The sequence below is a fragment of the Frondihabitans peucedani genome (assembly GCF_039537585.1).
In the GTDB taxonomy this organism is placed as follows: Bacteria; Actinomycetota; Actinomycetes; order Actinomycetales; family Microbacteriaceae; genus Frondihabitans; species Frondihabitans peucedani.
The window spans coordinates 287,163-304,355 of record NZ_BAABAU010000001.1; the positions used below are offsets into that span (position 1 = coordinate 287,163).

At 71.2% G+C, this 17,193-nt stretch carries 16 protein-coding genes; 8 read left to right on the plus strand and 8 right to left on the minus strand.

Annotated elements, in window-relative coordinates:
- The first annotated feature begins 19 nt into the window (after nt 1-19).
- The gene (locus ABD733_RS01350; RefSeq protein ID WP_344793250.1) at nt 20-598 is read left to right on the plus strand and encodes a hypothetical protein; all 579 of its coding nucleotides are present in this window, start codon (nt 20-22) and stop codon (nt 596-598) included.
- Nucleotides 599-667: 69 nt separating this feature from the next.
- On the opposite strand, the gene ABD733_RS01355 is transcribed toward ABD733_RS01350, so the two are convergent.
- The 4 genes from ABD733_RS01355 to ABD733_RS01370 all read right to left on the minus strand — a co-directional run bounded on the left by ABD733_RS01355 (nt 668) and on the right by ABD733_RS01370 (nt 5,928).
- Nucleotides 668-871, minus strand: coding sequence for a hypothetical protein (locus ABD733_RS01355; RefSeq protein ID WP_344793251.1), 204 nt, complete (start codon nt 869-871; stop codon nt 668-670).
- Between the two features lie 491 nt (nt 872-1,362).
- Nucleotides 1,363-3,216 carry a DEAD/DEAH box helicase gene (locus ABD733_RS01360; RefSeq protein WP_344795945.1) on the minus strand — a complete coding sequence of 618 codons (1,854 nt, stop codon included), beginning with the start codon at nt 3,214-3,216 and terminating at the stop codon, nt 1,363-1,365.
- Between the two features lie 18 nt (nt 3,217-3,234).
- A complete protein-coding gene (dinB, locus tag ABD733_RS01365) occupies nt 3,235-4,602 on the minus strand; it encodes a DNA polymerase IV (protein ID WP_344793252.1) in 1,368 nt (455 codons plus the stop codon).
- A 147-nt stretch (nt 4,603-4,749) separates the two neighbouring features.
- Nucleotides 4,750-5,928, minus strand: a complete 1,179-nt coding sequence (locus tag ABD733_RS01370; RefSeq protein WP_344793253.1) for an acyl-CoA dehydrogenase family protein — start codon at nt 5,926-5,928, stop codon at nt 4,750-4,752.
- 22 nt (nt 5,929-5,950) lie between these two features.
- Between ABD733_RS01370 and ABD733_RS01375 the strand changes: the two genes are divergently transcribed.
- Nucleotides 5,951-6,736: an SGNH/GDSL hydrolase family protein gene (locus tag ABD733_RS01375; protein ID WP_344793254.1), complete on the plus strand. Its 786-nt coding sequence runs from the start codon at nt 5,951-5,953 to the stop codon at nt 6,734-6,736.
- A gap of 16 nt (nt 6,737-6,752) precedes the next feature.
- On the opposite strand, the gene ABD733_RS01380 is transcribed toward ABD733_RS01375, so the two are convergent.
- Together ABD733_RS01380 and ABD733_RS01385 are read right to left on the minus strand one after the other, a co-directional pair.
- Nucleotides 6,753-7,985 (minus strand): D-alanyl-D-alanine carboxypeptidase family protein, encoded by a 1,233-nt coding sequence (locus ABD733_RS01380; protein WP_344793255.1) that lies wholly within the window; start codon nt 7,983-7,985, stop codon nt 6,753-6,755.
- The gene (locus ABD733_RS01385) at nt 7,982-8,827 is read right to left on the minus strand and encodes a TrmH family RNA methyltransferase (RefSeq protein ID WP_344793256.1); all 846 of its coding nucleotides are present in this window, start codon (nt 8,825-8,827) and stop codon (nt 7,982-7,984) included. Before ABD733_RS01385 ends, ABD733_RS01380 begins: the two co-directional genes overlap by 4 nt.
- Nucleotides 8,828-8,945: 118 nt before the next feature.
- Here ABD733_RS01385 and ABD733_RS01390 point away from each other — a divergent pair, with 118 nt between their 5' ends.
- Both ABD733_RS01390 and ABD733_RS01395 read left to right on the plus strand, forming a co-directional pair.
- On the plus strand, nt 8,946-9,791 hold the full coding sequence (locus ABD733_RS01390; RefSeq protein WP_344793257.1) for a Sir2 family NAD-dependent protein deacetylase: 846 nt from the start codon (nt 8,946-8,948) through the stop codon (nt 9,789-9,791).
- Between the two features lie 76 nt (nt 9,792-9,867).
- A complete protein-coding gene (locus ABD733_RS01395; RefSeq protein ID WP_344793258.1) occupies nt 9,868-10,506 on the plus strand; it encodes a histidine phosphatase family protein in 639 nt (212 codons plus the stop codon).
- Nucleotides 10,507-10,545: 39 nt separating this feature from the next.
- Here the strand turns inward: ABD733_RS01395 and ABD733_RS01400 are convergent, their stop codons facing one another.
- Both ABD733_RS01400 and ABD733_RS01405 read right to left on the minus strand, forming a co-directional pair.
- A complete protein-coding gene (locus ABD733_RS01400) occupies nt 10,546-11,649 on the minus strand; it encodes a glycosyltransferase family 4 protein (protein ID WP_344793259.1) in 1,104 nt (367 codons plus the stop codon).
- The gene (locus ABD733_RS01405) at nt 11,646-12,560 is read right to left on the minus strand and encodes an alpha/beta fold hydrolase (RefSeq protein WP_344793260.1); all 915 of its coding nucleotides are present in this window, start codon (nt 12,558-12,560) and stop codon (nt 11,646-11,648) included. The genes ABD733_RS01400 and ABD733_RS01405 overlap by 4 nt, the downstream gene beginning before the upstream one ends.
- Before the next feature lie 118 nt (nt 12,561-12,678).
- Between ABD733_RS01405 and treS the strand changes: the two genes are divergently transcribed.
- The 4 genes from treS (at nt 12,679) to ABD733_RS01425 (ending at nt 17,142) form a co-directional block, all read left to right on the plus strand.
- Nucleotides 12,679-14,436 (plus strand): maltose alpha-D-glucosyltransferase, encoded by a 1,758-nt coding sequence (treS, locus tag ABD733_RS01410; protein ID WP_344793261.1) that lies wholly within the window; start codon nt 12,679-12,681, stop codon nt 14,434-14,436.
- 37 nt (nt 14,437-14,473) lie between these two features.
- Nucleotides 14,474-15,202 carry a 3'-5' exonuclease gene (locus ABD733_RS01415; protein WP_344793262.1) on the plus strand — a complete coding sequence of 243 codons (729 nt, stop codon included), beginning with the start codon at nt 14,474-14,476 and terminating at the stop codon, nt 15,200-15,202.
- Nucleotides 15,203-15,318: 116 nt separating this feature from the next.
- Nucleotides 15,319-16,440 carry a DUF475 domain-containing protein gene (locus ABD733_RS01420; protein WP_344793263.1) on the plus strand — a complete coding sequence of 374 codons (1,122 nt, stop codon included), beginning with the start codon at nt 15,319-15,321 and terminating at the stop codon, nt 16,438-16,440.
- Between the two features lie 111 nt (nt 16,441-16,551).
- Nucleotides 16,552-17,142 (plus strand): TerD family protein, encoded by a 591-nt coding sequence (locus ABD733_RS01425; RefSeq protein ID WP_344793264.1) that lies wholly within the window; start codon nt 16,552-16,554, stop codon nt 17,140-17,142.
- Nucleotides 17,143-17,193: the final 51 nt, after the last annotated feature.

Consider the following 17,193-nt stretch of genomic DNA (forward strand, 5'->3'; position numbering starts at 1 on the left):
CCCGCGTCACCCTCGACGCATGACACTCGTTGCTGACACCACGTACGACCACGACTCGACCCTGACCGCTCCTGCTGGGCCTGCTGCTGGCCTGGCTGCTGCTGCTGGCCTGGCTGCTGCCGGCCTGGCTGCTGCCGGCTCTGCCGGTGGTGCTGACCTCCTTCACGCCGAGGCGCCGCCGGCGGTCCCCCGCTACGACCCGCACTGCCGGCTGACCACCCGGCGCGACCTCGACGACCGGGTCGAGGGCCTGCTGCCCACCGCGGTGGTCCGGCAGCTCTGGCTCCTCCTGCTCGATGCCGACGACGTGCAGATGCCGGCGATGATCCCCATCGGCGACCTGCCGCTCCGCCAGGGAGACGCCGACGGCGAGGGCGTGGGCGAGCTCCTCACCACGCTCGACCGCGAGTTCGGCGTGGCCAGCTTCGTCTTCGTCCTCGAGCGGCCGGGCTCCCCCGACCTCACCGACGACGACCGCACCTGGCTCGCCCACGTCCTGACCCTCGGCGACGGGCGTCCGTTCGCCGTGCGAGCCGCGTACCTCTGTCACGACGACGGGGTGACGCAGTATCAGCGGGAGGACGTCGCCGTGGGATGACCGGCTCGGGCGAGGCGCCGGGTCATCCGCGTGCGGCTCCAGCCCATCCGCGTGCGGCGCCGGGCTCCGTCACGCGCCGGTGTCGCGGTGGCGCCACCAGGCCTCCTCGGCGTGGTGAGCCGAGGTGTAGACGCCGAGGGAGCGTCGCTCCGCTTCGACGAGCGACCAGCTCGTCAGCCGGAAGCCGCGCGCGAAGCCCTCGACGAGCGCTTCCGGCGGAGCGTCGTCGCGGGCGCGGACCAGCCACGTCTCCGGTCCCGTCTCGTCGAGCATCCTGCCACTGTAGATCGCTGCGGCGGGCTCGTGCTGTTCTGCTCCGGCCGGCACGTCGGCGGGTGCTGGCAGGCCGCTGGGGGTGCTGCTGCGCGTGTGGGCGGGTGCCGGTAGGAGTGGGCGCCCCTCCGGGGGCCCGCCGACGCCTGCGAGTACCCGCCGATGCAGCCCGGCAGCGCTGCTCGGAGCGTGCCGCTGCGTGCGGGTACTGCCTGCGTGTGTGGCGTCGTTGGAGGGGCCCGCGCGCGTGGGCGGGTCCCCGCAGGAGTGGGCGCCCCTCCGGGGACGCGCCCACGCCTGCGAGTACCCGCCGAAGCAGCCGGCAGTGCTGCTCGCGGCTTACCGCGGCGTGCGAGTGCTGCACGCGCGTGTGGCCCCCTCGCAGGTGCCCGCGCGCGGGGGCGGGTGTTCGCAGGAGTGGGCGCCCCTCAGGGGGCCCGCCGACGCCTGCCAGCACCCGCCGACGGGCAGCGGAGGCGCAGGAACGAAAGCTAGCGGCGGTTGCCGATCCTGCCGCGCAGCACGTCGATCCGCTTCTGGATCTGCTCGGTGCTCGCCTGGGCCACGGAGGGGCCGCCGCTGATGCGCCGGAGGTCGGCGTGGATGACGCCGTGGGGCTCGTTGGAGTGGCGCGACCAGATGGAGACGAGCCGGCTGAGCTCCTGCCGCTGCTCCTTGATCGTCTGGTACAGCGGGCGCGGCGTCTCGGCCTGCGCGGGCAGCCCGGTCTTCGGGACCCGCTTCGCGCGGCCGGCCTGCGTGGCCTGACGCTGGCGGAGGAGGTCGCGCACCTGGTCGGGCTCGAGGAGACCCGGGATGCCGATGAAGTCGAGCTCCTCCAGGCTGCCGATCTCGCCGCCGGAGCCGAACTCGCCGCCGTCGTAGAGGACACGGTCGAACGAGGCCTGTGCGTCGAGCGCCTCAAAGGGCTGCTGCTCGAGCAGGCTCGACGCCTTCTCCTCGCGGTTGGCCTCCGCCATGAGAGCGTCCTCTTCGGGCGTGAAGAGACCGTCGTCGGCGGTGGTCGGGCGGTCGAGCGCGTGATCGCGCTCGAGCTCGAGCTGGCCGGCAAGAGCCATGAGCCCCGGGACGCTCGGCAGGAAGATCGAGGCGGTCTCGCCGCGGCGGCGCGCCCGGACGAACCGGCCGACGGCCTGGGCGAAGAAGAGCGGCGTGGAGGCGCTCGTGGCGTAGACACCGACGGCGAGGCGTGGCACGTCGACCCCCTCGGACACCATGCGGACCGCGACCATCCAGCGGGACTCCCCCGCGGAGAAGGCGGCGATGCGGTCGGAGGCGGCCTTCTCGTCGGAGAGCACGACGGTCGGCCGCTCGCCGGTGAGGCGAGTGAGGATGGTCGAGTACGCGCGGGCTGCGGTGTGGTCGGTGGCGATCACCAGGCCGCCCGCGTCGGGCACGCCCCGGCGCACCTCGGTCAGGCGCTTGTCGGCGGCCGAGAGGACGGCGGCGATCCAGTCGCCCTGGGGCGAGAGGGCCGTGCGCCAGGCCTGGGCGGTGATGTCTTTCGTCACCGCTTCGCCGAGCGTGGCGCTCATCTCGTCGCCCATGCGCGTTCGCCAGCGCATCTGGCCGGCGTAGGCCATGAAGAGCACCGGCCGGACGACGCCGTCGGCGAGGGCGCGCCCGTAGCCGTACGCGTAGTCGGACTGCGAGGTGCGGATTCCGTGCTCGTCGGGGGCGTACTGGACGAACGGGATCGGCGCGGTGTCGGAGCGGAACGGGGTGCCGGTGAGCGACAGGCGGCGCGTGGCATTGCCGAACGCCTCGCGGATCCCGTCTCCCCAGGTGAGAGCGTCGCCGCCGTGGTGCACCTCGTCGAGGATGACCAGCGTTCGGCCGGCCTCGGTGATGGCCTTGTGCACCTCGGGCTTCATGCCGACCTGCGCGTACGTGATCGCAACACCGTGGTAGTGGCGCCCGAAGGTGACGTCGTTGTTCTTGAACATCGGGTCGAGCCGCAGGTTGACGCGGTCGGCGGCGTCGGCCCACTGCCTCTTCAGGTGCTCGGTCGGCGCGACGACGACGATGCGGTCGACCTCGCCGCGCGACAGGAGCTCGGTCGCGAGTCGCAGGGCGAAGGTGGTCTTGCCGGCGCCGGGGGTCGCAGCCGCGAGGAAGTCGCGGGGCGAGGTGGCGAAGTACTTCTCGAGGGCTTCCGCCTGCCAGGCGCGGAGCTTGCTCGCCGTGCCCCAGGCGGCCCGCTCGGGGAAGGCCGGGGAGAGGTGCTCGGCTGCCGAGTTGCCGGCGATCGCGCCGATTTCGAGTTCGGTGGCGGTGCCCGGAGAGGGGTTCTCGGGCTCGGGTGAAACGGACGCGCTGCTCATACTCACTGGGCGTCGAGTTTACTCGGACACGGGGCGTCGACCCGACACGGAGCCCGACACGGAGCCCGACGCGGAGTCGGGACCGGAGCCGGGGCGAGGAGCGTCGGCGGCGTGCGTCGAGGTGCCGGACGCGTTCCGCGAGAGCCGCCTCGACGAGGAGCCGAGGAGGCTCGCCGACGTCACGCTGCCCGGGCCGAACCGGGCGCGCAGGGCGTCCATCGTCGTCTCGGCCTCGCGCCAGTCGGCGTCGTCGTCCCAGAGCCCGATGGCGCCGGACGAGTCGCCGGCGAAGGCGAGCTGCTCCATCCGGACGCCGACCAGCCGGATCGGCGTCGCCGGGCCGTTCGAGTCGTCGTGGCCGGACGCCTCGTAGACGCCCCGCACCTCCTCGTAGATGCGGCGACCGAGATCGGTCGGCTCGGCGAGGGTCTTGGAGCGGGTGATGGTCTCGAAGTCGCCGAAGCGGAGCTTCAAGACGACCGTCCGCCCCGTGGCGCCGGCCGCTCGCAGCCGTCGGCCGACCTGGTCGCTCAGTCGGAAGAGCTCGCGCCGGATGCGGTCGGCCTCGCGGACGTCGTGCTCGAAGGTGACCTCGTGGCCGACGCTCTTCTCCTCGGAGCGCGTGGTGACCTCGCGGGGGTCGCGCCCCCAGGCGAGTGCGTGGATCTTCGCGCCGCCGGCTGCGCCGATGGCGCGCTGGAGCGTGTCGAGCGGGGTGTTCGCCACGTCGCCGATGGTCGACAGCCCGTAGCTGCGGAGGGTCTCCTCGGTGCGTCCGCCGACTCCCCAGAGGTTGCCGATCGGTCTCGGGTGGAGGAACGCGAGGGTCTCGTCGTGCGGGACGATGAGGAGCCCGTCGGGCTTGGCGACGCTCGAGGCGAGCTTCGCGACGAACTTCGTGGACGCGGCCCCGACGCTGCAGTGGAGGCCCGTCTCGCGGTGGACGCGCTGGCGCAGCTCGGTGGCGATGCGGAACGGCGACCCGTAGAGGCGCCTCGAGCCACTGACGTCGAGGAAGGCCTCGTCGATGCCGAGGCGCTCGACGAGCGGAGTGACGTCGTCGAACATCGCCATCACCTGCTTCGAGTAGTGCTGGTAGCGCTCGAAGTGCGGCTCGAGCACGACCGCCTGCGGGCAGCGCCGGAGGGCGACCGCCATCGGCATCGCCGAGTTCACGCCGAACTTCCGGGCCTCGTAGGTGGCCGCGGTGACGACGGAGCGCTGCGACCGGTGCCCCACGACGACGGGGAGGCCCCGGAGGTCGGGCCGCTCTAGGAGCTCGACGGAGGCGAAGAAGGCGTCCATGTCGACGTGCAGGATGCTCGCGGTCGCGTCGTCTGTCGGCACCGTCGTCACGATGCGTCCGCTGCCGTCCTGCTTGCTCATGCGCCCCTCTCGAAGGCGCGCCCCGACTCGGGCTGCCCTTCGAAGACATGTTCGCACGGGCCACCGACAACCGGCGCTCAGCAGCCGGGTCGGCCCGCCACGGGCCCTAGCAGCCGGGTCAGCCCGCCGCGGGCGCTGGCGCCCGGGTCAGCCCGCAGCGGGCCCGAGCAGCCGGTTCGCCACCGTCGCGTGCGCGGAGTCGCTGGAGGACGGGTGGAACCTCCCCGCCAGCACGTCGCGGTAGAGGCGGCCGAGCTCGGAGGTCCGGCGGAACGCGGCGCCGCCCGCGACCGTGACGGCGCCGTCGACGATGCTCGACGCGGTGCTCGTGGCGCGGTGCTTCAGGCCGACCAGTCTCGGGAACCAGTCGGCCCCGTGGTCGACGAGGTCGTCGAGATCCTGCGCGATCCGGTCGACCTGGGGCTCGAGCCCGTCGAGGGCGATGGCGAGGTCGGCGATGCGCCAGCGGGTCACCGGGTCGTCCGCCCCGGTCGCCCCGGTGCGCCGCGAGGTGCGGTTCACGGCCGCGTCGACGGCGAGCTCGACGGCGCGGCGCGCGATCCCCCGGTAGACGGACGCGATGAGCGTCTCGAAGGCCGCGAAGATGCCGAAGACGAGCGAGTCGGCGCTCGGGCCGACCGGCAGGCGCCGGACGATCCGCGACGCGTCGACGACGACGCCGTCGAGCACCGTCGTGTGGCTCTGCGTCGCGCGCATGCCGACGGTGTCCCAGTCGCCGAGCGAGGAGTGCCCGGCCGTGTCGCGGGTGGCGAAGCCGTGGACGACGACGGGCGCTCCGGGCTCCGAGTCGTCACGGCCGAAGACCCCGAGCCTCGTCCAGACCGGCGAGAGGGACGTGAAGATCTTCGTGCCGGTGAACGAGTACGAGCCGTCTGCCAGGGGCACGGCGGTCGTCGTCGAGTCGAAGAGCACGAGGTCGTTGCAGGGCTCGCTGACGCCGAACGCGAAGACCTCGCCTCGGGCGGCGTCGTCGAGCACCAGCGAGAGCGTCGTGTCGCCGCGGGCGGCGAGGACGGCCGCGGTGACGGTCCAGACGAGGTGCATGTTGATCGCCAGCGCCGTGGCGGGCGCTGCGGTCGCCAGCCGGCTCTGCAGGGCCGCGATCTCGAGCAGCCCGAGCCCGTGACCGCCCTGCGACGCGGGCACGGCGAGCCGGGTGTAGCCGAGCTCCACCAGCTCGTCGAAGTCGTCCTGCGGGAACGCGTTCTCCTCGTCGTACCCGGCCGCTCGGGAACGGAACCGCTCGAGCAGATCGTCGGGCAGGAGGCGCGCAGGATCGAAGTCGGGGCCGGGTGTCGGGGTCACGTCCCCACGGTACGTTGGAAGCATGACGGAAGCCCACCCCTGGTCCCGGTACGTCGCCATCGGCGACTCGTTCACCGAGGGGATCGGCGACCCCGATCCTGCGACTCCGGGCGGCTTCCGCGGCTGGGCCGACCGGACGGCCGAGGTCCTCGCCTCGACCGCCGACGACTTCGCCTACGCGAACCTCGCGATCCGGGGCCGCCTCCTGCAGCAGATCATCGACGAGCAGGCGGAGGCGGCGCTGGCCCTCCACCCCGACCTCGTCACGGTGTCGGCGGGCGGCAACGACATCATCCGCCCCGGCACCGATCCCGACGAGGTGGCCGGGCGGCTCGAGGGGCTCGTGCAGACCCTGTCGTCGGAGGGGGCGACCGTGGTCGTCTTCACCGGGCCCGACATCGGTGCCACCCCGGTGCTCGGCAGGATGCGCGGCAAGGTCGCGATCTACAACGAGAACATCCACGCGGTCGCCCTCCGCAACGACGCCGTCGTCGCCGACATGTGGTCGCTCCGCGAGCTCGCCGATCCCCGCATGTGGGCGCCCGACCGGCTGCACTTCTCGCCGCTCGGCCACCACACCATCGCCCGCGCCGTGCTGGCGTCGCTGAACGTCGAGAACGACCTCGAAGACCAGGTGCTGCCCGAGGCCGCGCCCCGTCAGTGGCGTGCGGCGAGGCGCGAGGACATCGGCTGGGCCCGCGAGTACTTCGTGCCGTGGGTGCTCCGGCGGGTGCGGCACCAGTCGTCGGGCGACGGCCGGAGCGCCAAGCGCCCCGACGCGGTCTCGGTCGTCTACCGCCAGGAGTGAGCGGGAAGCCCGAGGCTCAGAACACCTCGCCGGGGTTCGTGATGCGCCACCAGGCGCCGGGCTCCGTGACCGGCCGGTCGAGCTTCAGGGGAACCGTGGTCGTCTGCCCGCCGATCCTGACCCTCAGTCGGCCGACCGTCGATCCTGCTCGGGCGCTCCCGACCTTCTCGAGGGTCGGCACGGCGGTCACCCCGACGTCGCCGTAGACGAGCCGGCTGACCCCCTCGGCCGCCTCCGCATGGGCCCTGTCGCCCCACTTCGTGGCGTACGTGCCGTAGACGTCGCCGACGCGGACGGCGTCGACGGTCTGGAAGCCGGCCTTCACGCCGGCGAGGAGCCGCTGGATGTCGGCGTCGAGCGAGTCGTGGTCTCTCCCGCCGAGCATGACGCCGACGACGGTCACCGTGTGACCCTCGATCGCCTCTCGGGTCGCGAACAGGAGGCACGCGCCCGCCTGGTCGAGGGTGCCCGTCTTGATGCCGACCACGTCGTCGATCCCGAGCAGCTTGTTCGAGTTCGTGACGGTCCCGACGCCCGGCACGGCGAGGGACTTCGTCGACACGATCTTCGCGATGTCGGGGTTCGCCAGCGCGAGCTTGCCGAGGGCGACGAGGTCGGTCGCGGTCGAGGTGTTCCCGGGGTTCAGGCCCGTCGGTTCGCGGAGGGTGGTGTGGTCGAGGTGATGCTCGCTGAGCCAGGCGGAGGCCGCCTTCACGTAGCCGGCGTTCGACCCGAACGCCCAGTTCGCCAGAGCGCCCGCATAGTTGTTCGCCGACTTGATGAGGGCGACCTGGAGCACCTGCCGCTCCGTCAGCGTGAGCCCGATCGGCATCGCCGCGACCTCGCCGTCCTGCGCGAGGTACTTGGCGTACAGGGCGTTGTCGGCGGCGGTGAAGGTGATGTCGGGGCCCGACCCGCCCTTCAGCGGCTTCGCGTCGAGGACCACGAGGGCGGTCACGATCTTCGAGATGGACGCGATCGAGCGCGGCTTCGAGTCGCCCGACGTCTTCAGACTGTCGTCGAAGCCCACGGCCTCCACCGCGGTCGCACCGTAGCTGGGGAACGTCAGGTCGAGCTTCGTCTCGACCGGGGCCTTGAACGAGGTCACGACCGCCGACGCCGGCTGGATCGGGGCGAGGAGCGTCGCCGGGAAGTAGACGCCGCAGGCGACGAGGAGCGCCAGGAGGGCTCCGACGCCGACACGACGGCGGATCAGGCGGGAGCGGCTCGGGCGGCGTCGGGCGGTCACGCCGAGGCTCCGGCCGGAGCGCTCGCCGCAGTGCCGTCGGAGGGGACCCGCAGCGCCCACAGCGCCACGGCCGCCGCGGCGGCGACGTTCAGGCTGTCGACCCCGTGCAGCATCGGGATCGTGACGACCCGGTCGGCCGCCTCGAGTGCTGAGCGCGACAGGCCGTCGCCCTCCGTGCCGAGGAGCAGCGCGACCCGCTCCGGAGCGTGGGCCGCGTACTCGTCGAGAGCCACGGCGTCGTCGCTGAGGGCGAGGGCCGCGATCTCGAAGCCGGCCGAGCGCAGGATGCCCTGCGCCTCCGGCCACTCCGGCAGCCGGGTCCACGGCACCTGGAGCACCGTCCCCATCGACACTCGGACGCTCCGGCGGTACAGCGGGTCGGCCGAGCGCGGGGTGACGAGCACGGCGTCGGCGCCGAGCCCCGCCACCGCCCGGAAGATCGCCCCGACGTTCGTGTGGTCGACGATGTCCTCCAGGACGACGACGCGCCGGGCTCCCCGCAGCACGTCGGCGACCGCGGGCAGCTCCGGCCGGTGCATCGACGCCAGCGCCCCGCGGTGCAGGTGGTAGCCGGTCAGCTGCTCGAGCAGGTCGGCCTCCCCCACGAAGATGTCGCCCTCGAACGGCTCGACGAGAGGCTCGATGTCGGCGAGCCACTTCTCTGTCAGCAGCACCGAGCGCGGGACGTGCCCCGCAGCCAGCGCCCTCGTGATGACCTTCGACGACTCGGCGATGTAGAGCCCGCCCGCCGGCTCCGACTTCCGGCGGAGGACCACGTCGGTGAGCCGCGAGTAGTCTGCGAGGTCGTCGGCGTCGAGATCGGTGATGCGGGTGATGCGCACGTCACGCTCCAGGGGCGGCTCCGGGGACGCCGGTCGGTGCAGAACGGTCAGGAGCCGGAAACATATCGGAAAGAGTCGTTGTTTAGGCTAACGTCACCTGCCTTTGAGGAGCTCCACCATGCCGAACGCCCTAGTCACCGCGAGCACCACCAGCGCGGAGCTCGACCAGGCCACGGCTGTCCTCCGCGGCCGACAGGTCTCGGTCCTCACGGGAGCGGGCCTCTCGACCGACTCCGGGATCCCCGACTACCGCGGGGAGGGAGCCCCGGTCCGGCACCCGATGACCTTCCAGCAGTTCCGGTCGAACGCCGAGTTCCGGAAGCGCTACTGGGCAGGCAGCCACCTCGGCTTCCGCGCGTTCGCTGCTGCCGGGCCGAACGACGGACACCGCGCGCTCGCCGCGCTCGAGGCCGCCGGGGTGACGAACGGCGTCGTGACGCAGAACGTCGACGGCCTGCACCTCCGGGCCGGGTCCTCCCGCGTCGTCGACCTGCACGGCACGGTCGACCGCGTGGTCTGCCTCACCTGCGGGCAGACCTTCGCCCGCGAGACGGTCGCTCAGCGCATGGCGGAGGCGAACCCGTGGCTCGAACGGCCCGACGAGATCCGGCTGAACCCCGACGGCGACGTCGAGGTCACCGACATCGACGCCTTCGAGGTGCCGGTCTGCACGGTCTGCTCGGGGCTCCTGAAGCCCGACGTCGTCTTCTTCGGCGAGTTCGTGCCCATCGAGCGCTTCGCCGAGGCGAAGGCGATGGTCGCGGGCTCCGACGCGCTGGTGGTCGCAGGATCGTCGCTGGTCGTCAACTCCGGCATCCGACTCCTCGAGACGGCGCTCCGGAAGAAGCTGCCGGTGGTCATCATCAACCGCGGCGTCACCAAGGGCGACTCGCGGGCCACCGTTAAGCTGAACGCGGGCACGTCGGAGTCGCTGACGGCCCTGGCCGGACGCCTGGTCGACTGACCGTCCCCGCAGAAGCGGCGGCGCGCGCGGCCGATGGGGCGCTCGGGCTGTGACCTCCTGCCGAGAGACCCGACCGATGACACTGCTCTACCTCGTCCGCCACGGCGAGACCGACTGGAACAAGGCCCGGAAGATCCAGGGCTCCACCGACATCCCCCTCAACGACAACGGCCGCCGCCAGGCTGCGGCCGCTGCGGCGCTGCTGGCCAGGAGGCGGTTCGACGCCGTCGTCGCGAGCCCCCTGGAGCGGGCCCACGAGACGGGCTCGATCATCGCCCGGCGCCTCGGGCTCCCCGAGCCCGTGATCGTGCCGGGAGTCGTCGAGCGCGCCTACGGCGAGGCGGAGGGGCTGACCTTCGAGGAGGTCGAGGCGCGCTTTCCCGACGGAGTCGAGGTGTCCGGCCGTGAGAGCCGCTCCGGGCTCCTCGAGCGCGTCCAGGCGTCGCTCCTCGAGATCGCCCGCGAGCACGCCGGCCAGGCGGTCGTCGTCGCGACCCACGGCGCGGTCATCCGCGCGATCGTGAACCACGTCGCCCCCGAGCACGAGGCGCGACTGGGCGTGCCGATCCGCAACGGCTCGATCCACTCCTTCGAGGTGTCGGGCGGCGAGCTCGCGCTCGTCGCGTTCGACGATCCGATCGAGGTCGAGTCGGAGGCCGCCGGGCGCTACGCGTTCGACTACCAGAACGCCCTGGAGGGCCGCGGCGACGCGTGATCCTGCTCAGTCGACGCGGCGACGCGTGACCCTGCGCCCTCAGCGGCCTGCGGCCACCCTCTCGAGCAGGTCGAGCAGGATCGCGGCCGAGCGGTCCCAGCTGAAGTGCGACGCCTGCTCGACCCCGCGGGCGCTCCGGGCCTCCCACTCCGCCGGCGTGTCGAGGCGTCGGAGCGCCTCGGCGATCGACGAGGGCGACTCCGGATCAAAGTAGAGGGCCGCGTCGCCGCCGATCTCGCGGAAGATCGGGATGTCGCTGACGACGGCCGGGGTGCCGAGGGCCATGCCCTCGATGACCGGGATGCCGAAGCCCTCGGCTCGCGAGGCGGTCACGGCGGCGGTGGCCCCGAGCAGCACCTCGCGGTACTCCTCGTCGCTCGCGCCGTCGTGGAAGACCAGGCTTCCGGGCGCCGCGAGGCCCTCGAGCTCCTGGCGCTCGCGGTCCGAGACACGGCTCATCAGGTGCAGGCGGTAGCCGGGCAGGAGGGCGAGGGCGCGGACGAGGGCTCGGACGTTCTTGTACGGCATGAAGGAGCCCATGTACACGAGGTCGCGCGACTCGGGCTTCACCCGCCGCTCTGCCTCCTGCGGGTCGGCGGCGTTCGTGACGACCGTCACCGGCTTCGAGGTGAGGCGGTGGGCGGCGATCTCGCGCGCCGTCGTCTCGCTGACGGTCACGACGGCGTCGGCGCGGTTCAGCAGCAGCCGCTGCGGCCACCAGGCGAGGTGGTACAGCCTCCACAGCAGCCGGATGGGCGCTGCGAACTCCGGCGGCGGCGTGCGGTTGGTGTAGTAGATGAGGTCGTGCAGGGTGAGCACGAGCCGGTACCGGCGCCCGAACGACCCCATCGTCTGCATCGGCGACCAGACGATGTCGGGGTGCAGCCGGTTCACCTGGAGAGCGACGAGCGGCTCGAGGGGGCTCGTGGGAGCCGAGACGAGGCGGTGCGGCGCGTCCGGCAGCTTGTCGAGCTGCCGCACGTCGTTCACGAGCAGGGTCAGCTCGGTGTGCTCCGCGAGGGCGTTCACGACTCCCGCGGTGAAGCGGCTGATGCCGTCGTGGCGGCCCACCCGGACGTACCGGCAGTCGACGACGATCCTCGGCCGGCCGCTCTCCCCGCGGTCTCCGTGGGCTCCGCTCATCGGAGGAAGTCCGTGATCAGCGTGGCCGCCTCGAGCGGCTTCTCGTAGTGGATGAGGTGCCCCACCCCGTGGACGACGTCGAGCTGAGCGTCGGGGAAGAGCGCCTGCAGCTCGTATTGCCTCGGCAGAGCCGTGATGTCGTCGCGGTCGGCGGCGATCAGGAGCGTGGGTGTCGTGATCCTGCGGGCGTAGGTCGAGACGTCGCTCGACACCGACGCGGTGAAGGCCTCCAGCACGACGCGCCGGTTCTGGAACCTCGAGAAGTAGGAGTCGTGCTGATCGTGGATCCAGGCGGTGAGTGACCGGCTCCTCGTCTTGACCATCGCCATGCTCGTCACCCGCGTCACGATCCGGGAGCGCAGGATCGCCTGGCCCACCGGCTCCGGGAGCCGCGCGCCCAGCCAGTGGTACAGGATCGCCAGCCTGCTCAGGATGCCACGGGGCCCCTTCAGCGCGGGCGCCGCGATCGGATTCACCAGCACCAGCCTCGACGCCGGAAGCCCCGACGCCAGGGCCGCGCTCGCGACGATCGACCCGAACGAGTGCCCGAGGACGACGACGTCTCGCCCGATCCCCACCGCCTCGGCGAAGACCTCCAGCCAGGACGCGTAGCTCGCCACCGAGTGGTCGCGGTCTCGGAACGCCTCCGACTCGCCGAAGCCCGGCAGGTCGGGAGCGATCACGCGGACGCCCTCGAGGTACGCCACCACCGGCTCGAGGCCGTGGTGCTCGCCCCGGAACCCGTGGACCACCAGCACGGTCACCGGGGCGTCGTCGTCGCCGTACACCCAGTAGTCGCTCCGGCTCCCGAACACCTCGGCCGACAGGTGCCGCACCGGGATCGCGGCCAGCCGCTCCGCGTACGGCGAGGGGACGGACGGCTCGGGCGGGAGGCGGCGGGGCGGAGTCACCCGGCCAGTCTAAGGAGACACCCGTCGGGCGAGTCTGAACCGACGGGCGGGGTCCGTTCTAGAGTGAACGAGTCACCGGCACGGGTGGCGTCCGCTGTCGCACCTCGCAAGGAGACCGGTGAGCTTCACTGCCCCCATCCAAACGCCCGGACTGACGCTCGACCCCCAGTGGTTCCGGCGGAGCGTGTTCTACGAGGTGATGGTCCGGTCGTTCGTCGACTCCAACGGCGACGGGGCGGGCGACATCGCCGGGCTCTCGTCGAAGCTCGACTACCTGCAGTGGCTCGGCATCGACGCGCTGTGGATGCCGCCGTTCTTCCAGTCGCCCCTCCGCGACGGCGGCTACGACATCTCCGACTACAAGGCGATCCTGCCCGAGTTCGGCACCCTCGACGAGTTCCGCGACCTGGTCACCAAGGCGCACGAGCGCAACATGCGCATCGTCATCGACATGGTGATCAACCACACCTCCGACGCGCACGAGTGGTTCCAGCAGTCGCGCGAAGACCCCGACGGGCCGTACGGCGACTTCTACACGTGGAGCGACACCGACGAGAAGTACGAGAACATCCGGATCATCTTCGTCGACACCGAGGAGTCGAACTGGACCTTCGACCCGGTGCGCCGCCAGTTCTTCTTCCACCGCTTCTTCAGCCACCAGCCCGACCTCAACTACGAGAACCCGAAGGTGCACGAGGCGATCTACGACGTCATCCGGCACTGGCTCGACCTCGGCGTCGACGGCATCCGGCTCGACGCGATCCCCTACCTCTACCAGTCGGAGGAGGGCAACGGCGAGGGCGAGCCCGCCACCCACGAGTTCGTCAAGAAGCTCCGCACCATGATCGACGAGGAGTACCCCGGCCGCATCATGATCGCCGAGGCCAACCAGTGGCCGCGCGAGGTCGCCGCGTTCTTCGGCACCGACGAGGAGCCCGAGTGCCACATGGCCTTCGACTTCCCGGTGATGCCCCGCATCTTCTACTCGCTGCGCTCGCAGAGTGCCGCCGAGCTGACCCGGATCCTGTCCGAGACGACCGACGTCCCCGAGTCGGCAGGGTGGGGAGTGTTCCTCCGCAACCACGACGAGCTCACCCTCGAGATGGTGAGCGAGGAGTACCGGCAGGCGATGTACGGCTGGTACGCCTACGACCCCCGCATGCGCTCCAATATCGGCATCCGGCGCCGTCTGGCCCCTCTCCTCGACAACTCGCGGGCCGAGCTCGAGCTCGCTCACGCGCTGCTGTTCTCGCTGAAGGGCGCCCCCTTCCTGTACTACGGCGACGAGATCGGCATGGGCGACAACATCTGGCTGAACGACCGCGACGCCTCCCGCACGCCGATGCAGTGGACTCCCGACCGCAACGCGGGCTTCTCGACCGCCGACCCGGGCAAGCTCTACCTGCCCGTCGTGCAGTCGCTCGTCTACAACTACACGCTGGTCAACGTCGAGAGCCAGCTCGCGCAGTCGCGCTCGCTCCTCCACTGGATCCGCAACGTGATCCACGTCCGCAAGGCCCACCCGACCTTTGGTCTCGGCACGATGGAGGTCCTCCCGAGCGACCACGAGTCGGTCCTGGCGTTCGTCCGCTCGTACGCAGGATCGGGCACCCAGTTCGGCGACGCGGCAGAAGACGTCCTGTGCGTCTTCTCGTTCGCCCACAACCCGTCGTCGGTCACGATCACCGCGCCCCGGTTCGCCGGCCGGAAGCTCTTCGACCTGTTCGGCGGCGGCGACTTCCCCCCGTTCGACTCCGAGGGCAGGGTCACGCTCACCATGGGCACGCAGGCCTTCTTCTGGCTGCACGTGGGCGGCCCGGTCGAGGTCCCGACGCCGACGGCGGCCCTGCCGGTGATCGAGGCCGCTGGCGAGTGAGCCGCGGCATGTCGGTGGCTGGCTCTAGGCTTCAGGCGTGAGTGAGACGACGATCGGCCCGGTTCCCGAGTCCTGGTGGGAGGGCCTCGGGGTCTTCGACCTCGAGACCACGGGCATCGACGTCGAGACCGCGCGCATCGTCACAGCGCACGTCGGCCTGATCGACTCGAGCGGCGCGTCGATCGCCCACGGCGAGTGGCTCGCCGACCCCGGTGTCGACATCCCCGTGCAGGCCTCGGCCGTGCACGGCATCAGCACCGAGCAGGCGCAGGCGGAGGGGCGCCCGGCTCCCGAGGTCGTCGCCGAGATCATCGCGGCCCTCCGCGCCGTCTTCACCCGTGGTGTGCCGCTCGTCATCTACAACGCCCCCTACGACCTCACCGTCCTCGACCGCGAGGCGCGGCGTTACGGCATCACGCCCCTCGAGGTCGAGGCCGGCTGCGTCGTCGACCCCCTCGTCATCGACAAGGCGGTCGACCGCTACCGCAAGGGCAAGCGCACCCTCGAGGCCGCCGCCGAGTACTACGAGGTCGTGCTCGACGACGCCCACAACGCCGGCGCCGACGCCATCGCGGCCGGCCGCGTCGCGCAGGCCATGGCGAAGCGCCACCTCGACAAGCTCGACGTGCCCGCGACCGACCTCCACTCGCTCCAGGTCGGCTGGTGCGCCGAGCAGGCGGCGAGCTTCCAGGAGTACATGCGCCGCAAAGACCCGACGTTCACGGCGTCCGGCGACTGGCCGGCTCGGGCCCTCTCCGCCTCGTGATCAGCTGAGCGTCGCCTGAATCGTCAGGCGCGAAGCCCTACAATCGAAGCCGGGGGCGAACGACGTCCGCGTCGCCGGAAGGCGAACCCTGAAACGCAGTTGGGGGCTAAAAAGCCTTGTTCCTGAAGACCTTCGGATGGTCGCTCGTGATCACCGCGATCGCGCTCGCCATAGCACTCGTGTACGGAGGCCCGGCCGGGCTCGCCATCGCCGCCATCCTCGGCATCCTCGAGATCAGCCTCAGCTTCGACAACGCCGTGGTCAACGCGCGCATCCTCGAGAAGATGAGCGCGTTCTGGCAGCGGATCTTCCTGACCGTCGGCATCCTCATCGCCGTCCTCGGCATGCGCATCCTGTTCCCGCTGCTCATCGTGGCCGTCACGGCCCGGCTGAACCCGGTCGAGGCGATCCGGCTCGCCCTCGAGAAGGGGTCGATCGAGACGCCCGGCTCGTACGCGTACATCCTCCAAGACGCCCATCCGCAGATCGCCGCCTTCGGTGGGATCTTCCTGCTCATGATCTTCCTCGACTTCATGTTCGAAGAGCGGGAGATCCGCTGGCTCAGCGTGCTCGAGAAGCCGCTGGCCCGGATCGGCAGGCTCAACGCGGCGTCGCTGGTCGTGGGCCTCCTCGCCCTGGTCGTCGCGTCGCTCGCCGCGGGCGACAAGCAGGCCATCGTCCTGCTCGCCGGCATCCTCGGCATGGTGCTGTACTTCCTGGTCAACGGGCTCGGCGCGCTGTTCGAGGTCGACGACGCCGACGACGACGGCGAGATCGACGCCGACGAGGTCGACAAGCGCGCCGGCGTCATCTCGGGCTCCACCACCCGGGGCGTCGGCAAGGTCGTCGGCCGGGCCGCCTTCCTCCTGTTCCTCTACCTCGAGGTCATCGACGCGTCGTTCTCGTTCGACGGCGTCATCGGCGCCTTCGCGATCACGTCCGACCCGATCCTCATCGCGCTGGGGCTCGGCCTCATCGGCGCGATCTTCGTCCGGTCGCTCACCGTCTTCCTGGTCCGCCAGGGCACCCTCGACGAGTTCGAGTACCTCGACCACGGTGCTCACTGGGCCATCGGCGCCCTCGCCGTCATCCTCCTGATCACCATCACGACCGAGGTCAGCGAGGTCATCACCGGGCTCATCGGCGTGGTGTTCATCGCCGCGGCGTTCATCTCGTCGATCGTGCGCAACAAGCGTTCCCGATCGACATCCGACGAGAGCGTCACGGTCGGCGTCTGAGCACCCGCTCGTCGCCTCGCTCACCGACCGCACCACGGCAACACCGCAGCACCGAACGAACGCAGTACCGCACGACCGCACCACCGCCAACGGAGACAAGAGGAGATCGTCATGGGTTTGAGCCTTCAGAAAGGGCAGTCGCTTTCGCTGACCAAGTCGGACGGAGGGTCGCTGTCGCGGGTCCGCATGGGTCTCGGCTGGGACAGCGCCGCCCCCGTCAAGCGCGGCTTCTTCGGCAAGGCCAAGGCGGCCGACGTCGATCTCGACGCCTCGGCGATCTTCTTCGACGCGCAGGGCGCAGTCCTCGACACGGTCTGGTTCAACCAGCTGGCATCGAAAGACGGCTCGACAAAGCACACCGGCGACAACCTCACCGGGGCCGGTGACGGCGACGACGAGACGATCCTGGTCGACCTCCCCCGCGTCTCCCCCGCCGTCGCCCAGATCGTCTTCGTCATCTCGAGCTACAGCGGTCAGACCTTCGACACCGTCGAGAACGCCTTCTGCCGCCTCGTCGACGACTCGACCCCGGCCCTGCCGGAGGTCGCGCGCTACCAGCTCACCGACACCGGCACCCACACCGCCATGATCATGGCCAAGGTGTCGCGCGAGGGGGCCGGCTGGTCCTTCACGGCCATCGGGGAGCGGGCGAACGGGCGATCGGTCCGCGACCTGCTCGTGCCGGCCGCGCGGTTCCTCTGACCGGGCCGAGCGGTTCTCAGCCAGATCGAGAAGTAGCAGAGTAGGGAGAAC